Origin of the sequence: Pseudomonas sp. KNUC1026, assembly GCF_021650705.1 — a bacterium.
GTDB lineage: Bacteria > Pseudomonadota > Gammaproteobacteria > Pseudomonadales > Pseudomonadaceae > Aquipseudomonas.
Genome location: NZ_CP087138.1, coordinates 4,309,585 through 4,325,867, shown reverse-complemented (window position 1 = coordinate 4,325,867; position 16,283 = coordinate 4,309,585). Strand labels below are relative to the sequence as shown.

At 64.8% G+C, this 16,283-nt stretch carries 11 protein-coding genes and 3 pseudogenes; 5 read left to right on the top strand and 9 right to left on the bottom strand.

Features of this window, described 5'->3' with window-relative positions:
• Positions 1–115 precede the first annotated feature (115 nt).
• On the top strand, positions 116–514 hold the full coding sequence (locus tag LN139_RS20390) for an RNA-binding S4 domain-containing protein (protein WP_236356209.1): 399 nt from the start codon (positions 116–118) through the stop codon (positions 512–514).
• Here LN139_RS20390 and LN139_RS20385 read toward each other — a convergent pair.
• Positions 511–1,307: pseudogene (locus LN139_RS20385) on the bottom strand (phosphatase PAP2 family protein). The gene LN139_RS20390 and the pseudogene LN139_RS20385 sit on opposite strands and share 4 nt — an antisense overlap.
• Before the next feature lie 110 nt (positions 1,308–1,417).
• On the opposite strand from LN139_RS20385, the gene hslO reads away from it, so the two are divergent.
• Together hslO and LN139_RS20375 are read left to right on the top strand one after the other, a co-directional pair.
• Entirely contained in the window at positions 1,418–2,320 is a 903-nt protein-coding gene (gene hslO, locus LN139_RS20380) for an Hsp33 family molecular chaperone HslO (protein WP_236356205.1), read from the top strand.
• Positions 2,321–2,497: 177 nt separating this feature from the next.
• The gene (locus LN139_RS20375) at positions 2,498–4,042 is read left to right on the top strand and encodes a phosphoenolpyruvate carboxykinase (protein WP_236356199.1); all 1,545 of its coding nucleotides are present in this window, start codon (positions 2,498–2,500) and stop codon (positions 4,040–4,042) included.
• Between the two features lie 526 nt (positions 4,043–4,568).
• On the opposite strand, the gene LN139_RS20370 is transcribed toward LN139_RS20375, so the two are convergent.
• From LN139_RS20370 to yrfG, 5 genes and pseudogenes are all read right to left on the bottom strand, one after another.
• Complete coding sequence (locus LN139_RS20370; protein ID WP_236356188.1) at positions 4,569–6,116, bottom strand: ATP-binding cassette domain-containing protein; 1,548 nt, start codon at positions 6,114–6,116, stop codon at positions 4,569–4,571.
• A gap of 173 nt (positions 6,117–6,289) precedes the next feature.
• Positions 6,290–8,629 (bottom strand): FdhF/YdeP family oxidoreductase, encoded by a 2,340-nt coding sequence (locus tag LN139_RS20365; protein WP_236356179.1) that lies wholly within the window; start codon positions 8,627–8,629, stop codon positions 6,290–6,292.
• Positions 8,626–9,459: a formate dehydrogenase accessory sulfurtransferase FdhD gene (gene fdhD / locus LN139_RS20360; RefSeq protein ID WP_236356164.1), complete on the bottom strand. Its 834-nt coding sequence runs from the start codon at positions 9,457–9,459 to the stop codon at positions 8,626–8,628. The genes LN139_RS20365 and fdhD overlap by 4 nt, the downstream gene beginning before the upstream one ends.
• A 98-nt stretch (positions 9,460–9,557) precedes the next feature.
• Positions 9,558–10,450, bottom strand: a pseudogene (locus LN139_RS20355) (LysR family transcriptional regulator).
• A 40-nt stretch (positions 10,451–10,490) separates the two neighbouring features.
• Positions 10,491–11,153, bottom strand: coding sequence for a GMP/IMP nucleotidase (gene yrfG / locus LN139_RS20350; RefSeq protein ID WP_236356148.1), 663 nt, complete (start codon positions 11,151–11,153; stop codon positions 10,491–10,493).
• A 71-nt stretch (positions 11,154–11,224) separates the two neighbouring features.
• Between yrfG and nudE the strand changes: the two genes are divergently transcribed.
• Together nudE and cysQ are read left to right on the top strand one after the other, a co-directional pair.
• Entirely contained in the window at positions 11,225–11,791 is a 567-nt protein-coding gene (gene nudE, locus LN139_RS20345; protein ID WP_236356142.1) for an ADP compounds hydrolase NudE, read from the top strand.
• Positions 11,788–12,630, top strand: coding sequence for a 3'(2'),5'-bisphosphate nucleotidase CysQ (gene cysQ, locus LN139_RS20340; RefSeq protein WP_236356135.1), 843 nt, complete (start codon positions 11,788–11,790; stop codon positions 12,628–12,630). Before nudE ends, cysQ begins: the two co-directional genes overlap by 4 nt.
• Here cysQ and LN139_RS20335 read toward each other — a convergent pair.
• From LN139_RS20335 to LN139_RS20325, 3 genes and pseudogenes are all read right to left on the bottom strand, one after another.
• A complete protein-coding gene (locus LN139_RS20335; protein ID WP_236356131.1) occupies positions 12,602–13,045 on the bottom strand; it encodes a thioesterase domain-containing protein in 444 nt (147 codons plus the stop codon). The two genes, cysQ and LN139_RS20335, sit on opposite strands and share 29 nt — an antisense overlap.
• A 4-nt stretch (positions 13,046–13,049) precedes the next feature.
• Positions 13,050–14,438 (bottom strand): sigma-54-dependent transcriptional regulator, encoded by a 1,389-nt coding sequence (locus LN139_RS20330; protein WP_236356126.1) that lies wholly within the window; start codon positions 14,436–14,438, stop codon positions 13,050–13,052.
• Positions 14,435–16,254 (bottom strand): annotated as a pseudogene (locus LN139_RS20325) (sensor histidine kinase). The gene LN139_RS20330 and the pseudogene LN139_RS20325 overlap by 4 nt, the downstream one beginning before the upstream one ends.
• Between the last annotated feature and the right edge of the window lie 29 nt (positions 16,255–16,283).

The window sequence follows — 16,283 nt, the reverse complement described above, 5'->3', positions numbered from 1 at the left end:
TTTCGCATAGAGTAGCCTTCCGCCCGTTCGCCGGCACCCCCGCGCTGCACGGCAAGCGTTGCATCGGATGTCAGTGGGAGTAGAGTGGCAAAAGGTTCCCGATAGAGGTGAGTGCGTGGCGAAGGCGGCGGAGCAGGACGACGATAAGGTGCGGCTCGACAAGTGGCTATGGGCGGCGCGTTTCTACAAAACGCGTGCACTGGCCAAGGCCGCTATCGAGAGCGGCAAGGTGCACCACCGCGGTGAGCGGTGCAAGCCTGGCAAAGAGCCGCGAGTGGGCGACCTCTACGAGTTGCGCACAGGCTTCGACGAACGAACGGTAGAGGTCAAGGCGCTCTCTGCAGTGCGCAGAGGCGCGCCTGAAGCGCAGAGCCTCTACGAAGAAACGCCAGAGAGCATTGCCCGCCGCGAGAAGGCAGCGGCGATGCGCAAGGCAGGCGCGGTAGGCATCGAAACAGACGGCCGGCCCACCAAGAAGCAGCGCCGGCAATTGTTCGACCTGCTGCGCGGTTAGGCGCTGACCACGCTCAGGCGGTTCACCACTGGCAGCTTGCGCAGCAGGTTGAAGATCGGCGCGCTGACGCGCGTGAGCCAGCCACTGGCATGGGCCACGAACGGGTGCAGTAGCCCCAGCCCAATGCCAGCAAAGCCATCAACACACCACCGATATAATCGTCCTGCCCCCAATGCGCGCCTGCTACCAGGCGCGGCATGCTGAACAGCAATGCCAGTGCCCAGGGCAGCAGCATCTGGCTGGCGCGTCGAGCGCAAACGCTCATGTAGAGCGCCCAGATGAACAACACCGAGGCGTGGTCGCCCGGGAAGCTGTTGCTGGATTGGTCTTTGAGCTGCCAGTGCTTGTCCAGGTGCGGGTACCAGTCGCTCAGGTGGACGGCGTTCTGCACCACCATCGAAATACTGTCGTGCTGCCAGCCCATCGCATCGCACAGTTTCGAGAAAAGCGCGCGAATCACCAGCAGCAGCAGCAACACCGAGATGAAGCCCCAGAAGCCTCGGCGTACTTCGTTGGCCTTGAAGATCCAGCCACCGCGAATCAGCAAAAACAGTAGAATGAGCCCCACCAATGCATCGAATGGCCGCAGGCTGCCGACCGTCCAGATGTAACGCCAGGCCGCGTTACTGGCCAATGGCGGGTTTACTACGGCATAGAAGGCCTCGTCGGCCCCTGTCATTGCGGCGTTAGCCACAGGCCACAGCCATAAACCCAGCAGAGCCAGGGCGATCACGTTGCACAGGATCAGGCCGCGGGAGTTCCATCTAGGCTGGAACAGTGCGGATGCATTCATAAAGGGACCTCGAGCTTGGCAGCTTCCAATGCACCGGAGTGGTGCGTACCAGTTGGTAAGTTCATTTACATTGATACTGATTTTGTCATCTTTTCTCGATAGGCGGCCCCATGTCCGAAGCTTCTACCACCGACTATTCCCAACGTTTCATCTTCGACGACGCCGATGTGCGCGGCGAGATGGTCGCCCTGCGTACCAGTTACGCCGAGGTTCTGGCACGTCATCCCTACCCGCAACCAGTCGCAGAGTTGCTTGGCCAGTTCATGGCGGCCGCCGCATTGTTGGTGGGGACGCTGAAGTTCGATGGGCTGTTGATCCTGCAGGCGCGCTCCGACGGCCCGGTGCCGCTATTGATGATCGAGTGCTCCAGTGAGCGCGAACTGCGCGGGCTCGCCCGTTACGACGCCGAAGCTTTGGGCGATGCCCACGACCTGCAATCGCTGATGCCCGACGGCACGCTGGCGATGACGGTCGACCCGGCCCGTGGGCAGCGTTATCAAGGTATCGTCGCGCTGGACGGCCACACCCTGGCCGAATGCTTCGATCACTACTTCAAGACCTCCGAGCAGCTGGGTACGCGCTTCTGGCTCGAAGCAGACGGGCAGAGCGCCCGTGGCATGCTGCTGCAGCAACTGCCCGTCGAGAAGCTGCCGGACGCAGAAGAACGCGCGGCCAATTGGGAGCACCTGGTTACCCTGGCACGCACGCTCAAGGCCGAGGAACTGCTGACCCTGGACAACGACACGCTACTGCATCGCCTCTATCACGAAGAGCAGGTGCTGATGTACGACGCCCAGCCCCTGACCTTTCGTTGCAGCTGCTCGCGCGACCGTTGCGCCCGTGCGCTGATCAGCCTGGGCGAAAGCGATGCGTTGTCGTTGGTGGAAGAGCAAGGCGGCCAGGTCGAAATCGACTGCCAGTTCTGCAACGAGCGCTACTTCTATGACGCTAGTGACATCGCGCAACTGTTTGCAGGAGGAGGGGTCGAAGGACCGTCAGAGACCCGTCACTGAAGCGATTAACCCGACGGTACAGCTCCGCAGGTGCCGGAATAGCGCCGTTTTCGCCCCGGGGGCTCTACTTTTCCCGAGCGGTTCTGGCATAATCCGGCCCACTTTTCAGCTGTAGTAGTGTTGTAAATTTACTACAAAACGTATGAAACACTCGGCCCAGCGCCGACGGGGATTCACATGACGCAAGCCAAAAACGCCGTGTATACCGACATCAGCACCGCTCAACTGGTCGAGGAAGCCCTCCGCCGCGGTGAAGGTGAGCTTGCCGCCAATGGCTCGCTGGTTGTGAAAACAGGCCATCGTACCGGGCGTTCCCCGGTCGATCGCTTCATCGTTGAAGAGGCTTCCAGCCAGGACCAGATCGCCTGGGGCCCGATCAACCGCAAATTCCCTGCCGACAAGTTCGACGCCCTCTGGGGCCGTGTCGAGGCTTACCTGGCTGAGCGCGACCATTTCGTTTCCCACGTTCACGTAGGGTCCGACGACAGCCACTACCTGGCTGTGAAGATGACCACCGAGACCGCCTGGCACAACCTGTTCGGCCGTTGCCTGTTCATCAACCCGGAGCAGTACAACCCGGCTGGCAACGATCAGTGGCAGATCCTCAACGCCCCATGGTTCGTGTGCGAGCCAGAGCGTGACGGCACCAACTCAGACGGCACCGTGATCATCAACTTCGCGGCCAAGAAAGTGCTGATCGCTGGCATGCGCTACGCCGGCGAGATGAAAAAAGCCATGTTCTCGGTGCAGAACTACCTGCTGCCGGCCTCGGGCGTGCTGCCGATGCACTGCGCTGCCAACATGGGCGAAGACGGCGACGTCACCCTGTTCTTCGGCTTGTCCGGCACTGGCAAAACCACCCTCTCGGCCGACGAAAGCCGCTACCTGATCGGTGACGATGAGCACGGTTGGGGCGATGGCGTGGTCTTCAACATCGAAGGTGGCTGCTATGCCAAGTGCATCGACCTGACCGAGAAGAACGAGCCGGTGATCTGGAAAGCCATCCAGTTCGGCGCAGTCCTCGAGAACGTCGTGCTGAACCCGGAAACCCGCCTGCCCGACTACACCGACGACAGCCTCACCCAGAACAGCCGCGCCGCCTACCCGCGCGAGCTGATCGAGAAGCGCGCGCCGAAGAACCTCGGTGGCGAGCCGAACGCTGTGATCTTCCTGACCTGTGACCTGACCGGCGTGCTGCCGCCAGTGTCGATCCTCAACGAAGAGCAGGCGGCCTATCACTTCCTGTCCGGTTACACCGCCCTGGTCGGCTCGACCGAAATGGGTTCGGGTGCCGGCATCAAGTCGACCTTCTCGACCTGCTTCGGCGCACCGTTCTTCCCGCGCCCAGCCGGCGTGTACGCAGAGCTGCTGATCAAGCGCATCCGCCAATTCGGCTCCAAGGTGTATCTGGTAAACACTGGCTGGACCGGTGGTGGCTACGGCGTCGGCAAGCGCTTCAGCATCCCCACCACTCGTGGTGTGATCGCAGCCATCCAGAGTGGCGCGCTGATCGGTGCTGAAACCGAGCACCTGGACATCGTCAACCTGGACGTGCCAAAAGCCGTGCCGGGCGTCGAAACCAACCTGCTCAACCCGCGCAACACCTGGGGCGACCAGGCCGCGTACGACGCTGCTGCCAAAGGCCTGGCTGGCCTGTTCACCGAGAACTTCAAGAAGTTCGAAGTCAGCGATGCCATTCGCGAGGCTGGGCCGAAGGCCTGACACCAGGCTTAGGCCGCACGGCAAACCCCCCGCCCTCGTGCGGGGGGTTTGCTTTGTGGGAGACTCTATGGTTCTGAGGAATCCGTCTAAAAGCTCTGTATGAAATTGCGCAAGCACAGCTGGGCTCGACGTGACGTGACGTGACGTGCGGAGCCTTTACCTCACCGCCTAGGAGTGCAGCTCCGCTGCGCGACGCGAAGATCACGAACCACTGAAAAACGTCGCAGGTGCATAGACCTTCGCGTCGCGCAGCGGAGCTGCACTCCTACGAGGTGACCGCCAGATTTGCCGTGGGAGGGCAGCCGTGCTGCGCGACGCGAGGATCGCAATCCACTGAAAAATGCTGCCGGTGCATAGATCTTCGCGTCGCCCGGCACAGCCGGCCCACTCGAAAATTATCGGCCGTACTTGCGAAACACCACATTAGAAGGCTTGCTCAGGACCATAGAATCTCCTACAAAAAATCTGGAGGCCTCGTGGGCGGGCGGCTTGCCGCGCGATGCGCAGATTTCAAGCTGTCGACGCATCACGCCTCCCAAGGCCCGAAGATCCACCCCTCTGGCCGCCAGGCCAATCGATGCGTCAACTGCAGTGCCTGCAGAAATGCCCGGTCATGGGCACTCACCACCAGCGCCCCCTGATACTGACGCAGTAGATGCTCCACGGCCTCCAGCGCCGCAATGTCCAGATGGTTGTTCACCTCATCGAGCAACAGCAATTGCGTTTGTTCAGGCCCACCGGCCAACCACGCAAGGGCTGCGCGCAGGCGTTCCCCGCCGCTCAAGGTGCCGAACGGCGTTGTCATTTGCCGGGCATCCAGGCCGGCGTTGGCGAACACCTGGCGCAACCGCCCCTCTTCAGCCGTGCCGTATTGGCTGCGCAGTACTTGTTCGATGTTCTGCTCGGGCGGGAAGGTTTGCGCCTGCTGATCAATCAGGTGGGTACGCTCGGCGCAGCGGGCCGAGCCGCTGGCCGGCGCCAGCATGTTGCCGATGACCTTCAATAATGTGGATTTGCCGCAGCCGTTGGGCCCCAGCACCCCCACCCGCACCGGGCCTTGCAACGCCAGGTCGATAAAGCGGCTCGCCGCCGGCCCGTAGGGCAACTCGCACGCCTCCAGTGCCACCACCTGCGCAGCGTTCGCCACGTGCCCCTGGGGCGTAATCAACTGGCTGGGCCGTAGCAGCTCTACCCCGGCCCTGGCTTCGTCGAGCTGTGTTTGAGCGGCTTGAGCCATGCGCGCCTGTTGAATGCGCTGGTGGCCGCTGTGCTGCTCGGCCCGCTCAGCCTGTGCGTTGGCGACGATGGCTGGAGTGCCGGTGGCGCGTGCCACCTTTCGGCCGTGGCTGGCACGCTGCACCTCGCGCTGGCGCGCCGCCGCAATGTTCTGTTCCAGGCTGTCGCGCACTGCTTTTGCTTTGGTCAGCGCCGACTGCGCGTTGCTCCTCTGTGCCTCTCGCTGTTCTCGGTACAAGCTGTAGCCGCCGGTGTACGGCGCAAGTTGGGTGGGGCGCAGCTCAAGGATTCGATCAGCACGCTCCAACAATTGCCGATCGTGTGAAATCACAATGCGCGTTTCGGTGCCTCGGCCGAGCGCGTCGACAAGTTGCTCGCGCGCCTGAGCATCCAGGTGGTTGGTCGGCTCGTCGAGGATCAGCACCGTGGCACCGCCCAGCCGAAGGCCTGCGAGCATCAACCGAACCGTTTCGCCGCCGCTCAATGCCTGCGCTGGGCGGTCGAGCGGCAGGTGAGCCAGGCCCGCCCTTTCGAGGCAGGTACACACGTCACTGGCCAGCGCCCAGCGGTCATCGATCACATCGAAAAGTGCGGGGTCGCATGCACCGGCTTCTATCCGGGCCAACGCGTCGAGCGCCTCGCGTACACCCAGGAGGTCCGCGACCGTTCCGGGCAGCGGGCCGAGCCATTGCGGCAGGTAGCCCACACGCCCTGCGCACCCTACAGCGCCCTGCGTTGTGGCCACGCGCCCGGCCATGATCTGCGCCAACATCGACTTGCCGCTGCCATTGGGGCCGACGATGCCGGTGAATTGCCTGGCGCAGAAGGTAGCGTTCAAGCCGTTGAACAGCTCGCGGCCGTCAGGCAGGCGAAGGGCGAGGTCTTTGATGATCAGTGTGGCGGCGTCGGTACTGATAACTTACCTCCGGGCCTGGATTCGAATATCGAAGTGGACCGGAGATCGGCGCGTCGCTCGGCGCAGCCGATCTCCTACGGCAGGGCGGTTATGGCTCAAAGGATGCGGGCAGTTTCACTCCCACGCTCGATGCGAATCGCCACGAACTTCGATGTTGGTGTATGGCTGCCAGCGCCCACGCTCTCCAGTGGCACCAGCGGGTTGGTCTCCGGGTAATAGGCCGCTGCCTGCCCGGCCGGGATGTCATAGGCCAGCAAGGTGAAGTTCTTCACCCGGCGCTCCACACCATCCTCCCACAGCGCCACCAGGTCGACCTTCTGCCCAGGCTGATAGCCCAAACGGATGATGTCGGCTTCGTTGGCGAACACCACGTCACGCTGGCCGTACACGCCGCGGTAACGATCATCCAGCCCATAAATGGTGGTGTTGTACTGATCGTGCGAGCGCATGGTTTGCAAGATCAGGTCCGGCAAGCTGCCAGAAGCGTGAACCTTCTCGTGCAGCAGGTCGCTGGGCAGCTCGTTGGGCTTGAAGTTGGCGCGCCCGCTCGGAGTGTTCCAGCGCCGTGCCGCCGCACTGTTGCCCAGGTAGAAACCGCCAGGCTGATTGAGTTTGGCGTTGAAGTCGGTAAAGCCGGGGATGGTGTCGGCAATCAGGTCGCGGATGCGGTTGTAGTCGGCGATCAGCCAATTCCAGTCCACCGGTTTGTCGCCGAGCGTAGCCTTGGCGATGCCCGCGACGATCGCTGGCTCCGAGCGCATCTGGTCGGAGATCGGGCGCAACTGGCCGAAGGAGGCATGCACCATGCTGAAAGAGTCTTCCACTGTGACCGCCTGCGGACCATTGGCCTGCTGGTCGATGTCGGTACGGCCCAGGCACGGCAGGATCAACGCCTCTTTGCCGTGCACCAAATGGCTGCGGTTGAGCTTGGTGCTGATCTGCACGGTCAGGTCACAGTTGCGCAGGGCTTGCACAGTGCGTGGGCTGTCGGGCGTGGCTTGAGCGAAGTTGCCGCCCAGTGCGATGAACACCTTGGCGCGGCCTTCGAGCATCGCGTGGATCGATTCGACCACGTTGTGGCCGTTGGTGCGCGGTACCTTGAAGCCGAAACGCTTCTCCAGCGCTTCCAGCAGAAAGGCCGGCGGGCGCTCGTTGATGCCCATGGTGCGGTCGCCCTGCACATTACTGTGGCCACGAACCGGGCACAGGCCGGCACCGGGCACGCCGAGGTTGCCGCGCAGCAGCATCAGGTTGGAGATTTCCTGAATGGTCGGCACCGAATGGCGGTGTTGGGTGATGCCCATCGCCCAGCACATGATCACCCGCTTGCCGGTGACGTACATGCGCGCAGCCTGCTCGATCTCGTAGAGCGCCAGGCCCGACTGCTCGACGATTTTCTCCCACGGCGTTGCGTCCACTACCGCCAGGTATTCGGTGACGGTCGCGGTATGGGCGTTGATGAAGTCATGGTCGAAGATCGCCGGCTCGCCTTTCTCCTGCGCCTCACGCTCCCACTGCAGCAGGAACTTGGCCATGCCGCGCAGGATCGCCATGTCGCCGCCCAGCGCCGGGCGGAAGTACGCGGTGTTGGTGGGGCGGTTGCCGTTGGTGAGCATTTCGATCGGGTGCTGCGGGTGCTGGAAGCGTTCCAGGCCGCGCTCCTTGAGCGGGTTGATGCACACCACCTGCGCGCCGCGTTCAACTGCTTCGCGCAGCGGTTCGAGCATGCGCGGGTGGTTGGTGCCAGGGTTCTGGCCCCAGACGAAGATCGCGTCGGCATGTTCGAAATCGGCGAAAGTCACCGTACCCTTGCCCACGCCGACGCTCTGCGACAGCGCTACGCCACTGGCCTCGTGGCACATGTTCGAGCAATCGGGGAAGTTGTTGGTGCCGAATGCGCGCACGAACAGCTGATACAGGTATGCCGCCTCATTGCTGGCACGGCCCGAGGTGTAGAACTCGGCCAGGTCCGGCGAGGGCAGGGCGTTGAGGTGACGGGCGATCAGCGCGAAAGCGTCGTCCCAGCTCAGCGGCTTGTAGCGGTCAGTCTGGGCGTCGTAGACCATCGGGTGAGTGACCCGGCCCTGATACTCAAGCCAGTAGTCGCTCTGCTCCAGCAGCGAGGTCACGCTGTGGCGGGCGAAGAAGGCCGGGTCCACACGGCGCTTGGTCGCTTCCCAGTTCACCGCCTTGGCGCCGTTCTCGCAGAACTTCACCACGTCGCTTTCCGGCGAGTCACCCCAGGCGCAACCAGGGCAGTCGAAGCCGCCGTTCTGGTTGGTCTTGAGCATCATGCGGATGTTCTTCAGCGCATTGCCGCTTCCCAGCCAGGCGCGGGTTACGCTCTGCAGTGCACCCCAACCGGCCGCCGCGCCTTTGTAGGGTTTGTAGCGGGGGGCGGAGGCGGGTGGTTTTTCGGTCTGTCCGGTGCTCATGGGCGTTTCTCCAGGGCGGGGCTGTAGACCCGCGGCGCACTGTGGTGCGGTAGATGAATCAGGTTCAGGTGATGTTGGCGTGCCCACTGCACCGCAAGGCCAGTGGGCGATGAAAGGCTGACCAGCGTGCCGAGGCCTGCACGCAGGGCCTTTTGAATGAGTTCCAGGCTGCAACGGCTGGTGACCACGGCAATGCCGCCAGTGGCCGGGATCTTTTGCTGCGCTAGCGCACCGATGAGCTTGTCCAGGCCGTTATGCCGGCCGATGTCTTCACGGCCCAGCAGCAACTCACCGTCGCTGCCCATGAACACGGCTGCGTGCACGGCACCGCAATGCCGGCCCAGCGGCTGGAAGGCGCTGATGCGGTCGCGCAGGCCGGCCAGCCACTGAAGCGGCGGCAGCGATGTGGCGGGTAGTACGGGCAGCTCCGGCAGGGCCTGCTCGACTGCCTCCACACCGCACAACCCGCAGCCGCTGGTGCCGGCCATTTGCCGGCGGTGGTCCTTGAGTGCCCAGAACGCCCGGCTGGCAATCTCGACTTCAGCCTGCCAGGCCGCGCCGCAGCCGCTCAGGCGGATGTCATAGATTTCGCTGGCGTCCTGGACGATGCCGCTGCCGATGCTGAAGCCCACCACGAAGTCTTCGAGGTCGCCGGGGCTGACCAGCATCACTGCCTGGCTGATGCCGTTGAAGGCGATCGCCAATGCCACTTCCTCGGCGAGCGCAGCGTGCCCCGGCGCTTGCCCGGCAAGATCGCAGTAGTCGTAGGAGTGGCTGGCCTCGGGCACCTGCTCGGCAGGCACCGCAACGGCAGGCTGCGAGGCATTCATGTGATGGGCACGCGCGTGGCTGGGTGATGGTTTCAGCCTATGCCCGATTGCCAGCGCCGTCTAATCGCCAGTGCCGATGCGCCGATAGAGGGGGTCGATCATTGTGCGCCCGGCTCGGGCGGCTGCTGGCAAAAGGCGAAGCACGCCTCGGCGAGCGCGGAGCGCGGTGCGGCCCGGCGCATGATCAAACCGACCCTGGCCAGGGTGTGGGCGTTGTCGATGGGCTCCAGCCGGAGGTGCTCGGTGAGCCCCTCCAGCCCGCCGTCCAGCGGCATGATCGCGCAGCACAGCCCGGCGTGCACAGCCTGCAGCAACTGGTGAACCGCATCGGTTTCGATCAGTGGGCTGGGCGCGAGGCCGCGGCTGTTGAACGCGTGGTCGATGGATTGGCGAAAGTGCATGCCGGTGCTGAGCATGCCCAGCGGCAGCGCGGCCACGGTTAGCCAATCCAGCGCCTGGCCTGCCAGATCGAAATGCCGTTCGTCGAATAGCAGGCCCATGCGCGTGGCGGCCAGTGGCAGTGAGTCGAAACGCTCGCTGTCGAGGCGCTCCAGAAACGAAACACCCAAGTCGATGCGGTTGCTGGCCAACTGCTCGAGATCTGCTCGGAGCTCAGAGAGCTCAACTCGAAGCGCAGGTTCGGGTGCAACGCGTGCAGGCCGGTCAGCAACGGCACCGGGTCGAAGCTCGACAGCGGCACCACGCCCAGGCGCAACGTGCCCTGCAACTGGCCACGACACGCAGCGGCCTCGGCTTGCAGCCCGTCGTACGCCGCCAGCACCGTGCGTGCCCAGGCCAGCACGCGCTCGCCCGGCGCGGTGAAGCCCTCGAAGCGCTGGCCACGCACCACCAGCGGCAGTTCGAGCTCCTCTTCCAGGTTGCGCAGGCGCATCGACAGCGTCGGCTGAGTGATGTGGCAGCGTGCGGCGGCCTGGCCGAAGTGGCGGGTTTCATCCAGGGCGATCAGGAAGCGTAATTGTTTGATGTCCATCCCGAGGCTCGGCGATTCAAGTAGCGGCCATTCAAACGGGTTAGAGGCGGGGGTGCAAGGCTGCGTAGTCAATCACCGCCTCGAACTCCTCGGTCTGCTTGTCGGGTTTGGCGCTGTCTGGCGAGCGCACCGCCAGCAGGTGGCCAATGCCGAAGGTGCGGGCGCTGCGCAGGATCGGCAGGGTGTCGTCGATGAACAGGCTGCGCGCCGGCGTGAACGCCACATCCGCCGCCAGCGCCTGCCAGAACCCGGGGTGCTCCTTGGGGAACCCGTATTGGTGAGAGCTGATCAGGCGGTCGAACCAGGGCGCCAGGGCGATGCGTTCGAGCTTGAGCGCCAGAGTATCGGGGTGCGCGTTGGTGATCATCACCACCTGCTTGCCCGCAGCCTTGAGCGCGTGCAGGAACTCCAGCGCACCGGGGCGCAGGCGGATACGCTCGGCGGTTTCGCGCTTGAGCTCCAGCACGGGGACCCCGAGGGTGGTGGTCCAGAAGTCCAGGCAGTACCAGTTCAGGGTGCCGGCATGCTCGTCGAACAATGCAGCCATGGCACCCAGTGCCTGCTCCACGCTGACGCCGCGCAGTTGTGCATAGCGCTGCGGCAGGTGTTCGAGCCAGAAGTGGTTGTCGTAATGCAGGTCGAGCAGGGTGCCGTCCATGTCCAACAGCACGGTGTCGATCTCTGGCCAATCAAGGGCGGCCATGGCAGGGCTCCTGGGCAGGTCAAAAAAATGCGGTGCATGTATAGTAACCCGTTCACGCCAAGGAGCCGCTCATGCGCCAGAAGCCCACCGTACTTGCTCGCGAAATCGTTGCCAGCAGCCGAATCTTTCGTGTCGAGCAGGTGCAGCTGCGGTTTTCCAATGGCATTGAAAGGGTGTACGAGCGCTTGGTGGGGCGAGGCACCGGCCACGGCGCGGTGATGATCATCGCCATGCTCGATGCCGAGCATGCGGTGTTGGTCGAAGAATACTGCGGCGGTACCGAAACCTATGAAGTGTCGCTGCCCAAGGGCCTGATCGAGCCGGGTGAAGACGTGCTGGCCGCCGCCAACCGTGAATTGAAAGAGGAGGCGGGCTTCGGTGCCCGCCACCTTGAACACCTGACCGAGCTATCGCTCAGCCCTGGCTACATGAGCCAGAAAATCCAGGTAGTGCTGGCCACCGACCTGTACGAAGAACGGCTCGAAGGCGACGAGCCCGAGCCGATGCGGGTCGACAAGGTCAACCTGCGCGAGCTCAGCGCCCTGGCGCGCAACGCACAGTTCAGCGAAGGCCGTGCTCTGGCCGCATTGTACCTGGCCCGTGACCTGCTCACCGAGCGCGGGGTGTTCAAGCCATGAACTATCCCCATCCATTGCTTGAAGGCGTCATCGAACTGGCGGCTCTCGCTGGCGAAGCCATCCTGCCGTTCTGGCGCGCGGGTGTGGAAGTCGCCACCAAGGCCGACGAGTCGCCGGTTACCGCCGCAGACCTGGCAGCGCACAAGGTGATCGTCGAAGGGCTGCGCGCCTTGGCGCCGGATATCCCGGTGCTGTCGGAGGAGGACGCCGACATTGCACAGGCCGAGCGCAGCCAGTGGGCGCGGTGGTGGCTGGTCGATCCGCTCGATGGCACCAAGGAGTTCATCGCTGGCAGCGAGGAATTCACCGTCAATATCGCCTTGATCGAGGCCGGGCGCGTGGTGTTCGGCGTGGTGGGCATGCCCGTGGCCGGCCATTGCTGGTTCGGTGGCCAAGGTCTCGGCGCCTGGCGCGCTGACGCCGGCCAGGCGCCTCGGCCGATCGCGGTGCGCCAGCGCCAGCCCGCTGGCGAGCCGTTCACCGTAGTCGCCAGCCGGCGCCACAGCAGTGAGCAGCAAGAGCGCTTGCTGGCGGGCCTCGCCGAGCGGGTGGGTGAGCTGAAGTTGTCCAATATCGGCAGCTCGCTGAAATTCTGCCTGGTGGCCGAGGGCGCCGCCGATTGCTACCCGCGCCTGGCGCCTACTTCGCAATGGGACACGGCCGCCGCCCAGGGCGTGCTGGAAGGTGCCGGCGGGTTGGTATTGACGCTGGCTGGCGAGCCATTCAGCTATCCGCCGCGGGAGAGCCTGCTCAATGAGTTCTTCCTGGCCTTGCCGGCAGGGGTGGCCTGGCAGGCCGAGCTGATCGCTCTCAGCGGTGCAGCACGAACTGCCCGCTGAAACGCACCGCGTCTTCACTGTTGCCCAGGTTGCGCACCTGGGTGTGCAGCTCCAGGCGTGCCCGGCCATGGCGCGCCCAGCTCTTCAGAAAGCGCGCCCAATGCGCCTCGCTCGGTGCGTCACACACCACCATCGCGTCTCCGGTGACCGGCAACGGATAGTCGATCTGGCCTTGCTGGATCACGATGTGCCCGCCCTCGACGCCTGCCTCACGCAGTGCCAGGTGCAACCAGCCCCAGCCCGCCAGCACCGCCCCGCAGTACAGGCTGCCGCCGAACATGGTGTGCTTGTGGTTGACGTTGGGCGCCAGCGGCAGGCCCAGCACCAGTGTGCGCTGCGCCCAGCTCTGCACGGTCAGGCCCATTTCGCGGGTGAGCGGGATGTCGTGGTGAAGGATCGCTTCGAGTTCACGCATGAGGCTATTCCGTATCGTCGCCCGCCGCGAAGTGCAGGCCGTGCTTGCGCAGTTTGTCATGAAGGGTCTTGCGCGGCATGCCCAGCGCCTCGGCCAGGCTGCGCAGCGAGCTGTGCGAGCGCGCCATCTCGGCCTGGATCAGCCCGCGCTCGAAGCTCTCCACCTGTTCGCCCAGGGTGCCGGTGCCGAGGGCAGGTTCATCGATGGGGTAAGCCACCGGGGCCTGGTTGTCCAGCGCTAGCTCAAGGCCCAGGGCGAAGCGCTCTGCGGCGTTTTGCAGTTCGCGCACGTTGCCTGGCCAGGAGTGGCGCATCAGCAGTGCACGCTGGGCAGGCAGCAAGGCATGAGCCGACAGGCCGTGGCGCTGAGCGGCTGTGTCGGCGTAATGCTGGAACAACAGCAGCAGGTCTTCACCGCGTTCGCGCAGCGGTGGAATGCGCAACGAGGCCACGTTGAGCCGGTAATACAGGTCGGCACGAAAGCGCCCCTGGTCGGCGGCCTGGCGCAGGTCTTCCTTGGTGGCGGCGATCACCCGGATATCCAGCGGGATCTGCTGATTGCCGCCCAGGCGTTCGACCATACGTTCCTGCAACAGGCGCAGCAGCTTGACCTGCACGTCCAGGCTCATGCTTTCGATTTCATCGAGAAACAACGTGCCGCCGTTGGCGAACTCGAACTTGCCGATGCGGCGCTTCTGCGCGCCGGTGAACGCCCCGGGTTCGTGGCCGAACAGCTCGCTCTCCACCACGGATTCGGCCAGGGCACCGGCGTTGATCGCCACGAACGGCCCGGCCCGGCGCGGGGAGAGGTCATGCAGTGCTCGCGCGACCACTTCCTTGCCGGCCCCGGTCTCACCCAGGATCAGCACATCGGCCTTGGTGTTGGCCAACGCGCCGACCTGCTCGCGCAGCCGCGTCATGGGGGCTGACGCGCCAATCAGCCGCGTGCTCAGCTCCTGGCGGTCGTTCAGGGCCAGGCGCAGGCTGCGGTTCTCCAGCACCAGCCGGCGAACGCCGAGCGCGCGGCGCACGCTGTCGAGCAGCGCATCGTTGGCGAATGGTTTTTCCAGAAAGTCGTACGCCCCGCTGCGCATGGCCTGCACCGCCAGCGGCACGTCGCCGTGGCCGGTAATCAGCAGCACCGGCAGCTCCGGGTCTACCCCGTGCAGGCGCTCGAGCAGCTGCAGGCCGTCCAGGCCAGGCATGCGAATGTCGCTCACCACCACGCCCGGCCAGTCCTTGTGGACGCGCTCGGCAAGGCCCGCTGCATCGCTCAGCGGCAGCACAGCCAGGCCAGCCAGGTCGAGGGTCTGGCTCAGGGCGCGGCGCAGGTGCGGGTCGTCATCGACCAGGATGACTTCCACTTGGCTGTCGATGGGAATGCCGGCGCTCATGCGAACTCCTCGGGTGGCTGCAGATTAGCGCCGGGGCGGGCGGGAAGCAGGCGCAGGGTCAGCAGCGCCCCGCCCTGGGGATGGTTGGCCAGCACCAGCTCGCCGCCGAGCGCGCGCATCAGGGTCTCGCAGATGGCCAGGCCCAGCCCCAACCCCTGAGTGCGGGTTTTGGTGGTGAAGAACGGCTCACGCGCGCGGGCCAGGGCCTCACGGGTAAAGCCTGGGCCGTTGTCGCGGATGTACAGGTTCACGCCCTGGGCGGTTTTCTCGGCACTGATCCACAGCCGGCGCGGGTTGGCTTTTTCCGTCAGCGCATCGAGCGCGTTGGCCAGCAGGTTGCCCAGCACCTGGCGCAGGCGGGTTTCACCGGCCTGAACCCACAGCGGAGCATCGGGCAAGTCGCGAATCAGCTCCACGTCCATGGCACGGCGGCGTTTGGCGAGCAGCGCCAGGGCATCCTCGATGGCCGGTTGCAGCGCCACGCTTTCCGGCGCGTGGTGATCGCGGCGGGCGAAGGCGCGCAGGTGAGCGATGATCGACGCCATGCGCGCGGTCAGCTCGGTGATCAGCTTGAGGTTGCCGCGGGCGTCGTCGGTGCGTTGGTGGTCGAGCAGCACCTCGGCGTTTTCAGCGTAGCTGCGGATAGCGCCCAGCGGCTGGTTGAGCTCATGGCTGATGCTGGCCGACATGGTGCCCAGCGCGCTCAGCTTGCTGGCCTGCACCAGCTCATCCTGGGCCTGGAACAGCTTCTGCTGAGCGTGCTCGCGTTCGAGCACTTCCTGCTTGAGCCGGGTGTTGAGCCGCTCGAGCGCGCTGGTCCGCTCGGCCACGCGCATTTCCAGCTCCTGGCGCGCGCGGGCTTCGAAGGCGATGCGGTCCAGGTAATTGCGCCGGCGCTGCATCATCAGCCCCAGCGCCAGCATCAAGGCGAGCAGCGCTCCGGTGGCGATCGCCAGCACGCTGCGCACCGGGCGGTCGATCAGGCTGCGCGGGGCGAGCAGGTTGGCGGTCCAGCCGGTTTCGGTAATGGCGCGGCTTTGTACCACCCAGGCGTTTTCATCCAGCGCCAGGGGCTGCGGATCGCGGGTGGGGTAGGCCAGGTTCGCCTCGATAGCGAGGTGCTCACTTTCGCTGAGCGCTCGCGTGGCGCGATATCGCCAGTCGGGGCGCGATGTGAGAATGACCACCCCGTAGTCGTCGGTCAGCGCCAATTGTTCAGGCGTTTTACCCACAGGCGCTCGGTGTGATCCAGGTCGACCTTCACCACCAGCACGCCGATCACCCGCTCGCCATCGCGCACGGCGGCTGCGAAAAAGTAACCTCGCTTGGCCGAGGTGGTGCCCAGCCCGAAGAACCGCCCCAGGCGCCCATCGACGGCGTCGCGAAAGTAGGGCCGGAAGGCGAAGTTGCGGCGCAGGAAGCTGTCTTTCTGGTCCCAGTTGGAGGCCGCCAGCGTCTCGCCGGTGGCGTCCATCAGGTACATCACTTCAGCGCCGGTCTGCTGGCTGATCTGCTTGAGCAGGGCGTTGGCGTTATCGGCAGCCTGCTTGTCGGCCGGGGCCTCCAGCACATGGCGCAAGGCAGGCAGCCCGCTGAGGATCTGCGGCAGGGTTTCGTAGCGGTGCAAGGTGCCGAGCAGGTTGGCTACGTACAGGTCGAGGGTCTGGCGGTTCTGGCTGGCCAGCTCGTTGCGGTAATAACGGTCGGCGAGCTGCTGCACCGGCCACAACATCGGGGCCAGGCACAGGGCGAGAATGGCCAGGCTGCGCCAGCGAGGGCGGCGGGGCAAGGCGTTGGCGGTGGGGGTGGTCGGCATGGGGCGATTATGCCCCATGCGCGCGGGCG